14 protein-coding genes are annotated in these 17801 nt (G+C 29.6%); 13 read left to right on the top strand and 1 reads right to left on the bottom strand.

What is annotated here, in order from left to right:
• Positions 1-8: 8 nt before the first annotated feature.
• Both ACI48P_RS05015 and ACI48P_RS05010 read left to right on the top strand, forming a co-directional pair.
• The gene (locus ACI48P_RS05015) at positions 9-743 is read left to right on the top strand and encodes a LytR/AlgR family response regulator transcription factor (RefSeq protein WP_475214072.1); all 735 of its coding nucleotides are present in this window, start codon (positions 9-11) and stop codon (positions 741-743) included.
• Between the two features lie 112 nt (positions 744-855).
• On the top strand, positions 856-2292 hold the full coding sequence (locus ACI48P_RS05010) for a carbon starvation CstA family protein (RefSeq protein ID WP_475214070.1): 1437 nt from the start codon (positions 856-858) through the stop codon (positions 2290-2292).
• A 41-nt stretch (positions 2293-2333) separates the two neighbouring features.
• Here the strand turns inward: ACI48P_RS05010 and ychF are convergent, their stop codons facing one another.
• On the bottom strand, positions 2334-3431 hold the full coding sequence (ychF, locus tag ACI48P_RS05005) for a redox-regulated ATPase YchF (protein WP_475214068.1): 1098 nt from the start codon (positions 3429-3431) through the stop codon (positions 2334-2336).
• A 205-nt stretch (positions 3432-3636) separates the two neighbouring features.
• Between ychF and ACI48P_RS05000 the strand changes: the two genes are divergently transcribed.
• From ACI48P_RS05000 to murD, 11 genes are all read left to right on the top strand, one after another.
• Positions 3637-4692, top strand: a complete 1056-nt coding sequence (locus ACI48P_RS05000) for a hypothetical protein (RefSeq protein ID WP_475214066.1) — start codon at positions 3637-3639, stop codon at positions 4690-4692.
• A gap of 1 nt (position 4693) precedes the next feature.
• Entirely contained in the window at positions 4694-5956 is a 1263-nt protein-coding gene (gene yfmF / locus ACI48P_RS04995; protein WP_475214064.1) for an EF-P 5-aminopentanol modification-associated protein YfmF, read from the top strand.
• A 10-nt stretch (positions 5957-5966) separates the two neighbouring features.
• Positions 5967-7253 carry an EF-P 5-aminopentanol modification-associated protein YfmH gene (gene yfmH, locus ACI48P_RS04990; protein WP_475214062.1) on the top strand — a complete coding sequence of 429 codons (1287 nt, stop codon included), beginning with the start codon at positions 5967-5969 and terminating at the stop codon, positions 7251-7253.
• Between the two features lie 157 nt (positions 7254-7410).
• Positions 7411-9480: a sensor domain-containing protein gene (locus ACI48P_RS04985; protein WP_475214060.1), complete on the top strand. Its 2070-nt coding sequence runs from the start codon at positions 7411-7413 to the stop codon at positions 9478-9480.
• Positions 9481-9578: 98 nt separating this feature from the next.
• Positions 9579-10337: a prolipoprotein diacylglyceryl transferase gene (lgt, locus tag ACI48P_RS04980; RefSeq protein ID WP_475214058.1), complete on the top strand. Its 759-nt coding sequence runs from the start codon at positions 9579-9581 to the stop codon at positions 10335-10337.
• 21 nt (positions 10338-10358) lie between these two features.
• Positions 10359-11294, top strand: coding sequence for a 16S rRNA (cytosine(1402)-N(4))-methyltransferase RsmH (gene rsmH, locus ACI48P_RS04975; RefSeq protein WP_475214056.1), 936 nt, complete (start codon positions 10359-10361; stop codon positions 11292-11294).
• 197 nt (positions 11295-11491) lie between these two features.
• Positions 11492-11842: a hypothetical protein gene (locus ACI48P_RS04970; RefSeq protein ID WP_475214054.1), complete on the top strand. Its 351-nt coding sequence runs from the start codon at positions 11492-11494 to the stop codon at positions 11840-11842.
• A gap of 11 nt (positions 11843-11853) precedes the next feature.
• Positions 11854-13833, top strand: a complete 1980-nt coding sequence (locus tag ACI48P_RS04965) for a stage V sporulation protein D (RefSeq protein WP_475214052.1) — start codon at positions 11854-11856, stop codon at positions 13831-13833.
• A 176-nt stretch (positions 13834-14009) separates the two neighbouring features.
• Positions 14010-15383 carry a UDP-N-acetylmuramoyl-tripeptide--D-alanyl-D-alanine ligase gene (locus tag ACI48P_RS04960; protein WP_475214050.1) on the top strand — a complete coding sequence of 458 codons (1374 nt, stop codon included), beginning with the start codon at positions 14010-14012 and terminating at the stop codon, positions 15381-15383.
• Positions 15384-15421: 38 nt separating this feature from the next.
• Complete coding sequence (gene mraY, locus ACI48P_RS04955) at positions 15422-16387, top strand: phospho-N-acetylmuramoyl-pentapeptide-transferase (protein ID WP_475214160.1); 966 nt, start codon at positions 15422-15424, stop codon at positions 16385-16387.
• A gap of 17 nt (positions 16388-16404) precedes the next feature.
• Positions 16405-17760, top strand: a complete 1356-nt coding sequence (gene murD / locus ACI48P_RS04950; protein ID WP_475214048.1) for a UDP-N-acetylmuramoyl-L-alanine--D-glutamate ligase — start codon at positions 16405-16407, stop codon at positions 17758-17760.
• Positions 17761-17801: the final 41 nt, after the last annotated feature.

The following is a 17801-nucleotide window of genomic DNA, read 5'->3' as shown; positions in this document are numbered from 1 at the left end:
GGGCAGTGATGAGAGCTATAATAGTTGAAGATGAATTTCCAGCAAGAGAGGAATTAAAATACTTTATTAATAATTATAGTGATATAGAAATATTGAGAGAATTTGATAATGGCCTAGATGTATTAAAGTTTATTCAAGAAAATTGTATTGATGTAATATTTTTAGACATTAATATTCCATTACTTGATGGAATGTTATTAGCAAAAACTATAAATCAATTTAAGAAAAAACCTAAAATAGTTTTTATAACTGCATATAAGGAATATGCAGTTGATGCATTTGAGTTAGAGGTATTTGATTATGTATTAAAGCCATACTCGGAAGATCGAATATTATCTATGCTAAAAAAATTAGAAAAATTAAAAGATATAGAATATCGCAAAGAAGTATATGATGAACCGGAAGAAATACATCATAGCACAGTCAGTTTATGGAAAGATAATAAGCTGAGAGTGGTAAATATTAATGAAATTTTTTATTGTGAGGCTAGAGAAAGGGAAACTGTTGTTTATACCAAGGATGAAAGTTATATTGTAAAAAATTCTATAAGTGATTTTTATAATAATCTTTCTAATAATTTATTTTTCAAAACACATAGGTCTTATATAGTAAATTTATCTAAAATTCAAGAAATAATACCATGGTTTAACAATACATATAAGCTTAAATTAAAATATATGGATAATGAAGTTTTCGTAAGTAGAAGTAAAATTAAAGAGTTTAAAAAAATTATGAATATATAAGTGTATTTCATGTATAAAAAAATGCACTTCATGTAATGAATGTAAACCCTCATTATAATATAGGTTATTATATTAATGTAATAATAAATAATATACGAGGGGGACAAGCGCAATGATAACGTTTTTAGTATGTTTAGCAATACTTATAGGTGGCTATTTTGTCTATGGAACTTATGTTGATAAAATAACTAAATTAGATGACAAAAACCAAACGCCAGCAATTAAGTTACAAGATGGAGTAGACTATATACCGATGCCTTGGTATAAGGTATTCTTAATACAATTCTTAAATATAGCAGGTACAGGACCTATATTTGGGGCTATAATGGGTGCATTATTTGGACCAGTAGCTTTCTTATGGATAACATTTGGGACTATATTTGCAGGTGGAGTTCATGATTTCTTATCAGGTGTAATATCTATGAAGCATAATGGGTCTTCGGTTTCTGAGATAGTAGGTATATACTTAGGTAATGGTATGAAGCAAGTCATGAGAGTTTTCTCAGTAATATTATTAATACTTGTTGGTACAGTTTTCGTAACTTCTCCAGCAGGACTGTTAACGTCAATGACTGGTTTAGATAAGACAATGTGGGTTGTAATAATAATAATATATTATATATTAGCAACAGTTTTACCAGTTGATAAAGTAATAGGTAAAATATATCCATTATTTGGAGCAGCATTATTATTCATGGCAGTAGGTTTAGCAGGAGCGATGATTATAGGCCAATTTAATGGAACTATGACAATGGCTGAATTAAGCTTAGAGAATATGCATCCAGATGGATTATCGATATTCCCATTCTTATTTACAACGATAGCTTGTGGAGCAATATCTGGATTCCATGCTACTCAATCTCCTATGATGGCTAGATGTATAACTAAAGAAAGTGAAAGTAAAAAAGTATTCTATGGAGCAATGGTAGTAGAAGGAATAGTTGCTTTAATATGGTGTGCTGTTACAATAGCATTCTTTGGAGATACTGCTTCAATACAAAGTGCATTAACTGAATTTGGTGGACAATCTGGAGTAGTAAGTACTATATCAAAAGAATTATTAGGAACTGTAGGAGCAATACTTGCAGTATTAGGTGTTGTAGCTTGTCCTATAACAAGTGGAGATACAGCATTTAGAAGTGCTAGACTTACAATAGCTGATGCATTTAAAATAAAGCAAGAAGGATTAAAAAATAGATTTATATTAGCAATACCATTATTCGTAGTATGTATATTCTTAACTAGAATAGATTTCAATATAATATGGAGATATTTTGCTTGGTCAAACCAAACATTAGCGACTATATTCTTATGGACAGCTACAGTATACTTACTTAAGAATAAAGCTAATTACTGGATAGCTTTAATACCAGCAACATTTATGACTTCAGTTTGTGTAGCTTATATATTACAAGCTCCAGAAGGCTTTAGATTAGCAGCTAACTTCTCAAATGGAGTAGGAGTAGTTGTAGCAGTAGTATTATTCGTATTATTTATGATAAATAAAAATAAATTAGCAGAAAAGAAAATAGATGCAAATGCAGCATAATATAAAAAAGAGGACTCACATTGTGAGTCCTCTTTTTTATATTATACGTTAAATCTGAATAATATAACGTCTCCATCTTTAACTATATATTCTTTACCTTCAAGTCTAACTAGTCCTTTTTCTTTAGCAGCAGTCATTGTTCCAACACCTACTAAATCATTGAAAGCTATAGTTTCCGCTCTTATGAATCCTCTTTCTATATCAGAGTGTATCTTTCCACCAGCAGCAGGAGCTTTTGTTCCTACCTTTATAGTCCAAGCTCTAACTTCTTGAGGACCTGCTGTTAAGTAAGAAACTAATCCAAGTAAAGCATAAGAAGATTTTATTAACTTATCTAATCCTGATTGCTCAAGACCTAAAGTCTCTAAGAATTCTTTCTTTTCTTCATCAGATTCAAGTTCAGCTATTTCTGCTTCTATTTGAGCACAAACAACAACAACCTCAGCACCTTCAGTAGCTGCGAAATCTCTTACTCTATTTACGTATTCGTTATTTTCAGCTTCATCAGCTAAATCATCTTCACATACGTTAGTAGCGTATATTACTGGCTTAGATGTAAGTAAGTTTAATGAATCTACAAAAGTTTTTTGATCTTCCGTAAATTCCATAGTTCTAACAGACTTGCCATCTTCTAATGTAGCCATTATTTCTTTTAGGAATTCAAGTTCAGCAGCTAATGATTTATCAGCTCTAGCAGCCTTAGCTCCTTTTTGTATTCTTCTATCTAATATTTCTATATCAGAGAATATTAATTCTAAGTTTATAGTTTCTATATCTCTTAGCGGATCAACTGAACCATCTACGTGAACAACGTTAGGGTCTTCAAAACATCTAACAACGTGTACTATAGCGTCAACTTCTCTTATGTGAGATAAGAATTTATTTCCTAAACCTTCACCTTTAGAAGCACCTCTAACTAATCCTGCTATATCACAGAATTCTATAGCTGTAGGAACTATTTTTTTAGAGTCATAAAGCTCTTTTAATTTATCTAATCTTTCGTCTGGAACAGAAACAACACCAACGTTTGGCTCTATTGTACAGAAAGGGTAGTTTGCAGATTCTGCACCTGCTTGAGTTATTGCATTGAATAGTGTACTTTTACCTACATTTGGTAAACCAACTATACCTAGTTTCATAATTAAATCTTCCTCTCTTTTGTGATATTTATAATCATAGTGAAATTATTACACAAATTTACAAAAATCTATTGTAGACATACATATTGATTATACCTCATATATATAATAGATGTAAACTATACTTTGTAATGGGGTTGATTATATGCTAATATCAATACTTTTGTGTTCGTGCATAATTTTAAGTTTTGTATTTAGTGGGTACATGGAGAATATATTTATAGTTTTGGCAACATTAGCTTTTTATAAGCAAATATTTATTGATAAAGAATATAAATATATGGTTTATGCACTTTTAATTTCATTTATTGGAGTAAATTTCATTGTAATATCAGCTTTTAGAGATAGGATTGTATTTGAAGATATTTCGCCACAAGAAGAAAAGGAAGAGACGGTTGTACTTTTAATTTCAGAAGGTGAAAGTAAAAATTATAACTTGAAAGAAAGATCAACTCAAATATATTACAATAAGGGTCTTAAATCATTTCTTAGTGCAAGTAAGGATTTATATGATTATCAAGGCTACTATAATGAAATAGGCTCAAGTGATTTTAAAGAAAAAGCAGAACAAGTAGCAGATGAGCTAAGAGTAAAACTAGGCAATAATTATAGAGTTGTAAACTCTTATTTATACTCTGCACCGTATTTTGAAAATAGTTTAGAGGATGTTATATCAAAGGGATATAAAAATGTAATATTATGCCCTATGTTTATGACAGAAGGTGAAGAGTATGAGATTTTTAAAAGTCGATATGAGGCTTTGAATTTAAGTACATATAATTTGAAAAAGGTAGAAATACTAGACACTTTTTATAAATCTAACAAACTAGCAACATTATATAAAGATGAGATACTAAAAAATATTAGTAAAGACAAAGATGTTGGGGTATTAATGATAGGACTACAAAATAAAAATAACTTAGAACAAGATGTATTATTTAGACAAAAAATACAAGAATACATAGAAGTCGAAGAAAAAAATAATGATATTCAAATAAAATTGCCTCTTTTAGAAAATAATAAAAAAGATATAATAAAATCTGGAGAGCAATTGTTAGAATATGGAATTGATGAGATGTATGTTGTTATACCAACATATATAATAGACACCATATATACTAAACATCTAGCTCAGAGTATATTTAAAGAGCTTGATATGGGAAATACTAAATTTTACTATATAGATCCACCAAACAAGATAGATGTAATAGTAGATGAACTTTTCACAAGAATATCATTAGTAAATCAAATAGGAGGATAACATGGAAGAAGTAAAAAAAATAAACTTAGGTAATAATATTAACTTAACTTTAATTCCTGCCACTAAATTTAAGTCTAATCTTGTAAGTATATACATACAAAGGTTATTAGACAAAAGTGAGGCTACAAAAAATGCATTATTACCAACTCTTATAACAAGTGGATGCGAAAAATATCCTAGTATAAGAGAAATCTCTAACAAGTTAGATGACTTATATGGATCATCTATGGGCGGAGATGTAAGTAAAAGAGGAGAACGACAAGTACTAAGTTTTAAGATAATAAGTACAAATCAAAAATATTTAGAAGAAGATATATTTAAAGATGTAATAGAATTTTTTAATGAAGTAATAAATAAGCCACTAATAGTAGATGGTGGTTTTAAAGAGGATATATTAAGTATAGAAAAACAAAATTTAAAAGATAGAATTCAAGCTAAAATCAACGATAAAAGCAGATATGCTCTTGAAAGATGTTTTGAAGAAATGTGTAGTGATGAAAGATATAGTATTAGTGAATATGGATATGAAGATGAAATAGATGCTATAAGTGGAAAAGAATTATATGATCACTATAAAGAGATAATCAAAACTTCTCCCATTGATATAGTAATTGAAGGCGATTTTAATGAAAAAGAAGTTGTAGAGATAATAAGTAAAAACTTTATTTTTGAAAGAGGAAATATAATAGATATTCCTAGAGAAGATTTTGTTAAAGACATAAAAGATGTTAAGGTTATAGAAGACAAAATGGAAATAACTCAAGGTAAGCTTGTGATGGGTTATAGAACAAATATTGATTATAAAGATATTGATAAATACTATCCACTAGTAGTAGGTTGTAATGTATTAGGTGGAGGACCTCACTCTAAAATGTTTGTTAACATAAGAGAAAAGGAAAGTTTATGTTACTATATTTATTCATCAGTTGAAAAATACAAAGGAATATTATTTGTATCATCAGGAATAGAGTTCCAAAATTACGATAAAACTGTTGAATTAGTAAATAAACAAATTGAAAGTTTACAAGCAGGTAATATAACAGAAGAAGAAATAGAAAACAGTAAAAGTGCTTTAATAAATTCTATGAGATCATTAAAAGACAGTATAGGTGGATTGTCTGATTTCTACTTTGCTCAAGTTATGAGCAAGTCAAATTCAACAATAGAGGAAATGATTGAGAATGTTGCTAAGGTTAAGATAGAAGACATAGCAAAGGTAGCAAAAGAAATAAAATTAGATACTGTATATTTCTTGAGAAACTAAGGAGGCATATATGAAAAAGATAGTTAATGAAATATTAAAAGAAGAAGTGTATTATGAAAAATTAGAAAATGGGCTTGATGTCTATTTTATGCCAAAACCTGGTTTCACAAAGAAGTATGCTATATTGTCAACTAACTATGGTTCAAATGAATTAGAGTTTGTGCCAATAGGTGAAACTGAAAAGATAAGAGTTAATGAAGGAATTGCTCATTTCTTAGAACATAAAATGTTTGAACAACCTGATGGAGGTAATGCATTTGATAAATTCTCTAAATGGGGAGCAAGTGCTAATGCATTTACAAACTTCACAATGACGGCATATTTATTTTCAACAACAGAATATTTCTATGAAAGTTTAGAACATCTTATAGATTATGTTCAAACTCCATACTTTACTGATGAAAATGTTGAAAAGGAAAAAGGAATAATAGAACAAGAAATAAAAATGTATAATGATGATCCAGACTGGAACGTATACTTTAACTGTCTAAAAGCATTATACGTTAATTATCCGGTAAGAGTAGATATAGCAGGTACAGTTGATAGTATATATAAAATAACAAAAGAAGAGCTATACAAATGTTACAATACTTTCTATAACCCGGGAAATATGATGTTATTTGTCGTTGGAGATTTAGAAGCTGATAAAGTAATGGATGTTGTTAAGAAAACAAATCACTATGATGTTGAAAAACTATCAAAAGAAATACAAAAGTTTTATCCAGAAGAACCTGAACATGTGAATGAAAAAGAAATAGTGGCAAAATTCCCTATATCAATACCTATGTTTAACATAGCTTTTAAAGATAATAAAGTAGGTATAAAAGGTAATGAACTACTTAGAAAAGAAGTAGTAACAGAAGTATTAATAGACATGATATTTAAAAAGGGTAGCGAACTATACGAAGATTTATACATGAATGGTTTAATAAATGAAAACTTTGGAGCAGGTTTCTCTTCTCAAGTAGACTATGGATTCACTATTATAGGAGGAGACTCTAAAGAACCTAGAGAAGTAAAAAGAGTTATACATGAGTATATAGAAAGATATAAAAAAGAAGGGCTTGATAAAGTACAATTTGAAAGAAGTAAGAAAAAGAAAATAGGTAACTTCCTAAAATACTTTGACTCAGTAAACTTTATAGCTAATAACTTTACGTCATATAATTTTAAAGGAATAAATCTACTAGATTATTTAGATGTAATAAAAGAAGTTACTTTTGAAGAAGTTCAAGAAAGACTTAATAGTCATTTTAAAGAAGAATCTAGTGTAATATCAATAGTAGAACCTAAATAATAAAAAGGGTATCTTATAATGTATGAAACATATAAGATACCCTTTTATATTGCAAAAATTAACAATAAATATTATATTCATTATATATGTATAAAAAATAAAACACTTGATGAGTCAGAGGGGGAAGTAGCGCTTATTATATTAATGGGGGATATTAATGAAAACAAAGGGAAACAAAATAATAGTAATTAATGAAAATATAAATAAAAATAGTTACTATAGTCAATTGAATAAATATGGGTATAATGTTAATTATGATATTAATAATGAAGAAGATGTTAATGTAATACTTATAGATGGAAGTGAACAATTTAAATTATTCCATATGGGAAATATAAAAATGAGTAGTACTTTAAGGAAAATACCAGTAGTAGGAATAATAGAAGCTAACGAGCTAAAAAACATGACTTTATATATGGAATGGGGAATGGATGACTTTATTAAAGTTCCTTATGACTTAGATGAAGTTATTTTTAGGTTGGAAAAAATAATAGGATATAATAGGACTTTAAAAAAACTATACAAGGCAAATTTTAGTATAGAAAAACATAGAAAAATTATTAGGAACCAAAAGACAAAGTTTCAAAGTATGATTGATGAACTACCAATATCTGTATGGGTGAAGGATACTAATGGCCTTTATATGGATGCCAATGCAAAATATTATGAATTTTACAACCTAAAACCAAATCAACTAATAGGAAAATCTGATAAGGAGATATGGAAAGTTGATAGCTCAAGGCCTTTTATAGAAATTGATGATGTTGTGCTAAAAAATAATGAATCAGTAGAATTAGAGGGTACATTAGAGCTAGACAACAAGAAACGAATTTATAAGGTGAATAAATCTCCATTATACGATATATATGGAAATACTATAGGTCTAATAGGCACATCCCAAGACATAACTGACTTTAGGCTAAGGGAAAAACATATTATGAAGTCTTCTATTACAGACTTTTTAACTAAAATTCCTAATCGTAGAGGCTTATATGATTATCTAGAAGACAAATTAAAAAATAAAGATAGAAGTATAACTGTATTATTTATGGATATAGACGAATTTAAAAAAATAAATGATGTTTATGGGCATAAATTTGGTGATGATATATTAAATATGGTAACAAAGAAGATTCGTAATGTATTTAAAAAAGACTTTGTTAGTAGAATTGGTGGAGACGAGTTTGTTGTAGTTATAGAAGAAAGTAATAATGATGAATTAGTATATATACTAAATAAGCTTTTAGAAGAAATAAGCTTTGATATTACAATAGGAAAGCATCAATGTTTTGTATCTGGAAGTATAGGGGTAGTAAACTCAACAAGGGAAGATGATATTGAAAGTATACTAATTAAGGCTGATTTAGCAATGTATAGTGCTAAGAAAAAAGGTAAAAATACTTTTGCATTCTATGAACCAGGTATGGCAGAGGAAGTTGAGATAAACTCAGGGATAGAAACAGACTTGTATAATGCTATTGACAAAGAAGAAGTATATTTACATTATCAACCTCAATTTTCTAGCGATAAAAAATTACTAGGTTTTGAAGCTTTATTTAGATGGGACAATGATAAATATAAAAATGTTAGTGTAAGTAAAATAATTAGCATAATGGAACAAAGTAAGCTTATACATAAAATGGGGAAGTATATATTTAAAAAGGCTTGTATTTTTGCTAAGGAAATTAATGAAGACAAATATGATAAAATAGTGGTATCAATAAATATATCACCTATACAACTTATGAGAAAAGAGTTCGTGATAGAAATAATTAATGTTATAAATGAGATTGGTGTTGATCCAAGATGTTTAGGACTAGAAATTACCGAAGGTATATTCTTAGAAAATACAGAGGATAGTATAAGTTTAATTTCTCAATTAAAAGATTTAGGTATAAAGATATTCTTAGATGATTTTGGGACAAGATATTCATCTTTAAATTATCTAGTTAAATTACCTATCTCATCTATTAAGATAGATAAAAGTTTTATAGATGAGATAGCACAAAAGGGAGATTATTATACTTTGACAAAGTTAATAACAGATGTAGCACATTCTATTAAACTTCCAGTTGTTGCTGAAGGTGTGGAAAACACTATACAGCTAAATAAACTAAAAGATATGAATGTGGATGCAATACAAGGCTATATTTTTTCTAAGCCACTTCCAGAGAAGGAAGCTAAAGAACTTATACAACAAGAATGCATAGAAGCATTAAGTGTATAAATAGTATCTATTATTATAATTATGAAACTGTTATAATATTACAATATATAAAAACAATTATCATCATGATAAAATACTTATGAATAAGAGGTGTACTAATGGACAAAATTGCATTTACGGTATTTGGGATAGATGTAATGTGGTATGGAGTATTAATGGCCACAGGGATGATTTTAGGGACTTTATTAGCATTAAGAGAAGCTAAAAGAGTTGGAATAAAAGAAGATGATGTACTTGATTTAGCAATTATTGCAATACCTTTAGGTTTATTAGGTGCAAGATTGTATTATGTTTTATTTAATTGGGGATATTATTCTCAAAACCCTTCTCAAATCCTAAACTTTAGAGGTGGTGGAATGGCAATACATGGAGCGTTAATAGCAGGTATATTGACAGGGTATGTATTTACTAAAATTAAAAAGATTAACTTCTTCATGATGGCAGATGCTGTTTTAATAGGTATGCCACTAGCTCAAGCTATAGGAAGATGGGGAAATTTTATAAATGGAGAAGCGCATGGAGGACCAACAAACTTACCATGGGGAATAATTGTTGATGGTGTTAAGGTGCATCCAACATTTTTATATGAGTCTATATGGGATTTAGGATTGTTTATATTCTTATGGTTATTTAGAAAGAAAAAACAGTATGAAGGACAAATATTAGTTTATTATATTACTCTTTACTCATTAGGAAGATTCTTTGTAGAAGGTCTTAGAACGGATAGTTTAATGATTGGATCACTTAGAATGGCACAAGTAATAAGCTTAGTAGGAGTAGTTGGTGGTATAATAGCTCACATATATTTATCAAAAAGAAACAAAATAAATAATGAATCGAATAACGAAATAAATTAGTAGTACTAAGGAGAGATAAAAATGGAATTTCATCACGTGTCCGTACTTTTAAATGAGTGCATAGAAAACTTAAATATAAAACCTGATGGAGTATATGTAGATTGTACAATGGGTGGTGCAGGACACTCGAAGGAAATAGTCAAAAAACTATCAGACAAAGGTCTGTTTATAGGATTTGACCAAGATAAAAATGCAATAGCTACAGCAAAAGAGAGATTAAGTGAATATAGCGATAGAGTTAAGTTTGTTCACAGCAACTTTGAAAATATAAAAGAAGAATTAGCTAAGATAGGTGTTTATAAAATAGATGGAGTGCTTGCTGACTTAGGAGTTTCTTCTCATCAATTAGATGAAGCAGATAGAGGATTTTCATATATGCAAGATGCACCACTAGACATGAGAATGGACATTAGAAGTGATTTCTCGGCTTATGATGTTGTAAATACTTATAGTGAAGAGGAATTAACTAAGATAATAAAAGACTATGGTGAAGATAACTGGGCCAAGCGTATAGCTAAGTTTATAGTAGAAGGAAGAGCTGAAAAGCCTATTGAAACTACAGGAGAATTAGTTGACATTATAAAAAAAGCTATACCTAAAAAAGCTAGAATAGATGGACCGCATCCAGCAAAAAGAACATTCCAAGCTATAAGAATAGAAGTAAATAACGAACTTGGAGTAATAACTAAAATGATAGATGATGCTGTTTCTATAATGAATGAAGGTGGAAGGGTATGTATAATAACATTCCATTCTTTAGAAGATAGAATAGTTAAAAATGAATTTAGAGATTTAGCTCTAGATTGCATATGTCCATCTCATTTACCAATATGTCAATGTGATAAAGAGTCAGAAGTAAAGGTAATAACAAGAAAACCTATATTGCCTAGTAAAGAAGAAATTGAATTCAACCCAAGATCTAGAAGTGCAAAATTAAGGGTTGCAGAGAAGAGATAAATAATTTCAAAATAAGCCAAAAATCGTATTGTTACTTTGTAATAATACGATTTTTTTTTGATATATAGAATCATATAGTGAAATATGTATTTTAATACACTAATTTTTAGACAAGTCTTTAAAGGAAGGATGAATACTTAAGACAAATATTATAGTAGTTGGAAAAAGAATATTTATTTGCTTAGAGGTGATTCTAATTGGAAAAAAATAATAAAATAAAGGACATACGAGAATATAAAAAAGAAAAGAAGAATAAAAATAAGAGGAGAAGATGTACAAATAAAAAATTGGTTTTCTTTTTTACGGCTATATTAATGCTTGGGGTGTGTATATGTAATATATATGGGTATTCAGTGGTATCTGAGCTGAAGTACGATATACATTATTTAAAAAAAGATTTGAATAAAAAAGAAATACTATTAAATCAATTAGAAGTTGAAAATAACAATAGTACTTCTATAGAAGAAATAGAAAATAAGGTTAAAGAAGAATTAAACATGGATTACCCTAAGGATGAACAAGTTGAATATATTAAGATTGAGGACTAGGGGGGAGATAATTGAAGAAAATTAAAATTATAAGCCGAAAGAGAATGGTACTAGTACTTATATTAGCGTCTACACTATTTTTTGCACTAATACTAAGAACAGGATACCTTCAGTTAGTCAAAGGGGAATGGCTAAGCACTCAGGCACAAGAACAGCAGACGAGAGAGATACCTATACCTTCAAAAAGAGGTACAATCTATGATAAAAATATGAAGGAACTTGCAGTTAGTGTAACAAAATACACGGTTTGGTGTAAGCCGGTAGAAGTAAGTGATAAAGAAGGCGCATCGAAGGAATTAGCAGAAATATTAGGAAAAGAATATGAAGATATCCATAAATTAGTAAATAAAAAAAATATGGCACTTGTTAAAATAGAAAGATGGGTAGATGATGAAACAGCTAATAAAGTTACAGAAGCTAAGTTACCTGGTATATGGGTTGCAGAAGATAATCAAAGATATTATCCTTATGGAAACTTTGCATCTTATGTATTAGGGCATACATCTTCTGATGCAACAGGTATAGCAGGTATAGAAATGACATATGATAAGCATCTAAATGGTCAATCTGGAAAATTAATAGTAAGTACAGATGCATCAGGTAGAGAAATACCACAAGGTACAGAAAAGTATTATGAACCAGTACAAGGTAATGGATTGGTATTAACAGTAGATGAAGTAATACAACATTATACAGAGAAGGCAGTACAAAAGGCATATGAAGTGAACAATGCAAAAAGGGTAACCGTAATTACTATGGATCCTAAAACGGGAGATATATTATCAATGGCTTCAAAACCTGATTATGATCCTAATGAACCAAGAACTCCAATATATTCATACTATGAAGAAGTTTTAGACTCTTATAATGAAAAAGACAAAATAAAAGGATATTATCAAATGTGGAGAAATCCAGCAGTAAGTGATACATACGAACCAGGATCGACTTTTAAATTAGTTACATCTGCTGCAGGATTAGAGGAAAATGTAGTTAAAGCAGATGATAAATTTACTTGTACAGGTAGTGTAACCATTGCAGGTCAAAAACTTAAATGTTGGAGACATTATAGACCTCATGGAGAAGAAACTTTTGCACAGGGTGTACAAAATTCATGTAACCCGGTATTTATAGAGGTAGGAAACAGACTGGGAACTGAAAAATTGTATAATTATATAGAAGGATTTGGCTTTATGGATAAAACAGGAATAGATCTTCCTGGAGAAGGTAAAGGGATATTACATAAAGAAAAAAATGTTGGACCAGTAGAGCTTGCAACAATATCTTTTGGTCAAGCAAACTCAGTAACTCCAATACAACTTATAACTGCTATATCAGCTATGGCTAATGATGGTAATTTGATGCAACCAAGACTAGTAAAAGCATACACAGACAATAAAGGTAATATAACGGAAGAGATAGAGCCGAAGGTTGTAAGAAAAGTAATTTCAGAAGAGACGGCTGATGAAGTAATGGAATTAGCAGAATCGGTTGTTAGATTAGGAGGAGGTAAAGCTGCGTATTTACCAGGATATAGAGTAGGTGGTAAAACAGGAACAGCTCAAAAAGTTATAGATGGAAGATATGCACAAGGTAAATATATATGCTCATTTATGGGGATAGCTCCAACAGATGACCCACAAATAGTAGTGTTAGCTATAGTAGATGAACCAACAGGAGTTAGTGCGTTTGGTAGTACAACTGCTGGTCCTATAGTTAAAGAAATAATGAGTGATGCACTACCATACTTAGGAGTAGAACCTAAATATACTGAAGAGGAACAAAAAGAATATCAAAAAGAACAAGTAGTAGTTCCTGATGTAAGAAATTTAACTATAGAAGATGCTGTGGCGGCTCTAGAAGAAGCTAAACTAAAACCAAACCTAGATACAGATATACAATTGGAAAAAGGAACAATAATAAAAGATATGTTCCCTAAACCAGGAGTAAAGGTTTCAGCGGATTCAAGCATTACTTTATACTTTGAAGAATAATAGTTAGAAAATAAATATATATAGCTACAAATACCTTCAAAAAAGTAAGAATATAGTATATAATTATAAAGTTGATAATAATCGGGGGCAATGTATATGTATGAATATACATTGCCTTTTGTTCAGAATAGGTATAAAATAATATAGCTTATAGATTTAATTAAGGAGGATATAACATGGAGTGCTTAACAATAAAGGAGTTAGTACTTGCAACAGATGGAAATTTAATAACAGGAAATGAAAATGACCGTGTAAACGACGTTGTTATAGATAGTAGAAAAGCAAATGAAAACAATGTATTTGTAGCGATTATCGGAGAAAACTTAGACGGACATACATTTATGCAAAGTGCGTATGAAAATGGATGCAGAACTTTTATAAAAAATCAAAGTAGTAGCATAAAATTAGATAGTTCGGACATAAATTTAATAGAGGTTAAAGATACAGAAATTGCATTAGGACAAATTGCAAAGTATTATAAAGAAAAATTTAAAATACCGTACATAGGAATTACAGGTAGTGTAGGCAAAACAACTACTAGAGACATGGTTTATGGTGCAGTATCTGCAAGGTTTAATACTCTTAAGAACCAAGGCAATCTAAATAATCAACTTGGAGTACCTCTAACACTGTTTACACTAAACAAGGAACACGAGTGTGCAGTAATAGAAATGGGTATGTCTGGATTTAATGAGATAGAATATCTAGCTAATATTGTTAATCCTAAAATAGGTGTAATATCTAATATAGGATTATCACATATAGAGAGACTAGGATCGCAAGAAGGTATACTTAAAGCAAAAATGGAAATTACGACTAACTTCGATGAAAGTTGTACATTAATTGTAAATGGAGATGATAAGTTTTTATCTACTCTAAAAAGTAAAGAGCAGGTTTATAAGTTAAAGACATTTGGATTTGATAAAGATAATGATATCTACTGTGAAAGTTATGACATGACTCAAGATAGTATTACATTCAAGTGTAATATTGATGGTAATCTTGAAGAAATATTCATACCTACAGTAGGAGAACATAATATTTACAATGCAATGGCTGCGATTTTAGTAGGACTATCTTTAGAATTAACTTTAGATGAGATAAAATCAGGACTTAAAAACTTTAAGGCGACAGCTATGAGATTAGACATAGTAAAAAATGATAATATGACAATCATAAATGATACATATAATGCAAGTCCAGATTCAATGACTGCTGCTTTAAAGATATTAGGAAGATATAAAGAAAGAAGAGTAGCTATACTTGGTGATATGTTTGAAATGGGAGAACATGCAGAATATGGTCATAGACTAGTTGGTAAAGGTGCAGTAGAAAATACTGACATATTAATTACAATAGGAGATATATCAAAGTTTATTGGTATTGAAGCTAAGGAAAATGGATTAGATGCTAGTAAAATATATCATTTCAATACAAAAGAAGAAGCTATTAACCAATTAGATGGAATAATTAATGCAGGAGATATTGTATTAGTTAAGGCATCTAGAGGTATGAAATTAGAAAAAATAGTAGAATATCTAAATAAATAATTAAACAAAAGAATTAGCCAACAAGGGAGAGGAGTTATATTATGTTAGGAATAACAGAACTTACGTATACAGCAATGATTTCATTTCTAATAGTGATTATATTAGGACCAATATTTATACCTATGTTAACTAAATTTAAATTCGGTCAGACAGTTAGAGACGACGGACCACAAACACATTTGGCGAAAAATGGAACACCTACTATGGGTGGAATATTAATGATGGTAGCAATACTGATTACAGGTCTTACAAGAAGCAAAGTAACTTCTGATATGATGGTAGGACTTATTTGTATAATAGGATTTGGATTTGTAGGATTCTTAGATGATTTTATTATAATAAAAATGAAGAGATCTTTAGGATTAAAGCCATGGCAAAAGATAGTTCTTCAATTTGCATTAGCGATATATGTATCGTATTACCAATATACAACATCGCCTAGTGCAACACAATTAATAATACCTTTTACTGATGCATATATAAATTTAGGACCACTATATATACCAATAATGACATTCATAATAATTGGTATAGTAAATGCAGTTAACTTAACTGATGGATTAGATGGTTTAGCTTCAGGTGTAACTTTAATAGTAGCATCATTCTTTATGATATATGCTCTTTCATTAGGAAACCAAGATGTAGCGGTATTAGCAGCAGCAACAGTAGGAGCTTGCTTAGGGTTTTTAGGATTTAACTCATATCCAGCAAAAATATTTATGGGAGATACGGGTTCTATGGCTCTAGGAGGAGCAGTAGTTGCATTTGCAGTACTTACAAACTCTATATTATTAATACCATTAGTAGGTGGAATATACTTTGCAGAAGCAATATCAGTTATACTTCAAGTAACATATTTCAAAGCTACTAAAAAGAGAATATTTAAAATGGCACCAATACATCATCATTTTGAACAATGTGGTTGGCCAGAAACAAGAGTTGTATTCGTATTCTGGATAATAACAGTAGTTTTAGCATGGATAGGAATAATATCAGTATTCTAAATTTGGGGGTATAGAAAATGGACCTAAAGAATAAAAAAGTTTTATTAGTAGGACTTGCAAAAACTGGAATATCTACAATTAAGCACTTAGATAAGCTAGGTGCAAAAACTGTAGTTAATGATATAAAAGATGAAAGCAAGTTAATAGATATATTAGATGAATTAAAAAACTTAAATAGCATAGAATATATACTTGGGTATCATCCAGAAAATGTTGATGATATTGATTTAGCTGTGGTATCTCCAGGAGTACCTCTAGATTTACCATTTATTATAAAGCTAAAAGAAAGCAATATAGAAATAATAGGCGAAGTAGAATTAGCCTATAGATTATCTAAAAGTCCTATGTTTATAGGAATAACAGGTACTAACGGAAAAACAACTACTACAAGTTTAGTAGGTGAAATTTTCAAAACTGCTAATAGAGATACTTATATAGTTGGAAATATAGGAAACCCTGTTATTGATACTGTTGACACATCAAACAGCGATTCAGTATTAGTTACTGAATTAAGCAGTTTCCAATTAGAAAGTGTTGAATCGTTTAGACCTAAGGTTAGTGCAATATTAAACATTACAGAAGATCATCTAAATAGACACCATACTATGGAGAATTATACAGAAGCTAAATCAAGAATTTTTATGAATCAAACTAATGAAGATTTTTGTATACTTAATTATGACGACTTAGGTGTTAGGGCTTTAGCAAAAAATTGTAATGCTAAAGTAATATTCTTCTCGAGATTAGAGAAAATAGAAGGTGGAATATACTTAGATGAAAATAACAATATAGTTGTAGACATAAATGAAAAAATAGTAATTCTTAATAAAGATGAACTAAGCTTACCAGGTAGCCATAACTTAGAAAATTGTATGGCAGCGTTAGGTATAGCTTATGTATCTAATGTAAGTATAGACGTGATAAAAGAAGTTTTAAGAACTTTTGGAGGAGTTGAGCATAGACAAGAATTCGTTAGAAGTGTTAATGATATAATGTTTGTAAATGACTCTAAAGCAACTAATCCAGACTCTACTATTAAAGCTATACAATCTTACAATAAACCTATAATTCTTATTGCAGGTGGAATGGATAAACAAAGTAGCTTTGATGAACTTCTTCAAATAGCAAAAGAAAATGTAAGAGCACTTGTATTATTAGGAGAAACAGCTTCTAGCATTAAACAATGTGCTGAAAATAAAGGATTTACAGACATACATGTAGTAAAGAATATGAAAGAAGCAGTAGACACTTCATACAAAATCGCTAATAGCGGGGAAGTTGTACTTCTTTCACCAGCTTGTGCAAGCTGGGATATGTACAAAAATTTTGAAGTAAGGGGTAATGACTTCAAAGATAATGTAAACAACTTATAGAAACCTCTTATCTGTTCAAAGGAAGAATGGAGGTAGGTCTA

The organism is Romboutsia sp. LXY-2 (assembly GCF_056171995.1).
This window is presented reverse-complemented; position numbering and strand designations above follow the sequence as displayed.

Bases quoted from the DNA above. Each gene is read 5' to 3' on its own strand.
- ACI48P_RS04960 (WP_475214050.1), top strand. From the start codon at position 14,010: ATGGAGTGCTTAACAATAAAGGAGTTAGTACTTGCAACAGATGGAAAT.
- yfmH (WP_475214062.1), top strand. From the start codon at position 5,967: ATGAAAAAGATAGTTAATGAAATATTAAAAGAAGAAGTGTATTATGAA.
- rsmH (WP_475214056.1), top strand. From the start codon at position 10,359: ATGGAATTTCATCACGTGTCCGTACTTTTAAATGAGTGCATAGAAAAC.
- lgt (WP_475214058.1), top strand. From the start codon at position 9,579: ATGGACAAAATTGCATTTACGGTATTTGGGATAGATGTAATGTGGTAT.
- murD (WP_475214048.1), top strand. From the start codon at position 16,405: ATGGACCTAAAGAATAAAAAAGTTTTATTAGTAGGACTTGCAAAAACT.
- ychF (WP_475214068.1), bottom strand. From the start codon at position 3,431: ATGAAACTAGGTATAGTTGGTTTACCAAATGTAGGTAAAAGTACACTA.
- ACI48P_RS05000 (WP_475214066.1), top strand. From the start codon at position 3,637: ATGGAGAATATATTTATAGTTTTGGCAACATTAGCTTTTTATAAGCAA.
- yfmF (WP_475214064.1), top strand. From the start codon at position 4,694: ATGGAAGAAGTAAAAAAAATAAACTTAGGTAATAATATTAACTTAACT.
- ACI48P_RS05010 (WP_475214070.1), top strand. From the start codon at position 856: ATGATAACGTTTTTAGTATGTTTAGCAATACTTATAGGTGGCTATTTT.
- ACI48P_RS04985 (WP_475214060.1), top strand. From the start codon at position 7,411: ATGAAAACAAAGGGAAACAAAATAATAGTAATTAATGAAAATATAAAT.
- ACI48P_RS05015 (WP_475214072.1), top strand. From the start codon at position 9: ATGAGAGCTATAATAGTTGAAGATGAATTTCCAGCAAGAGAGGAATTA.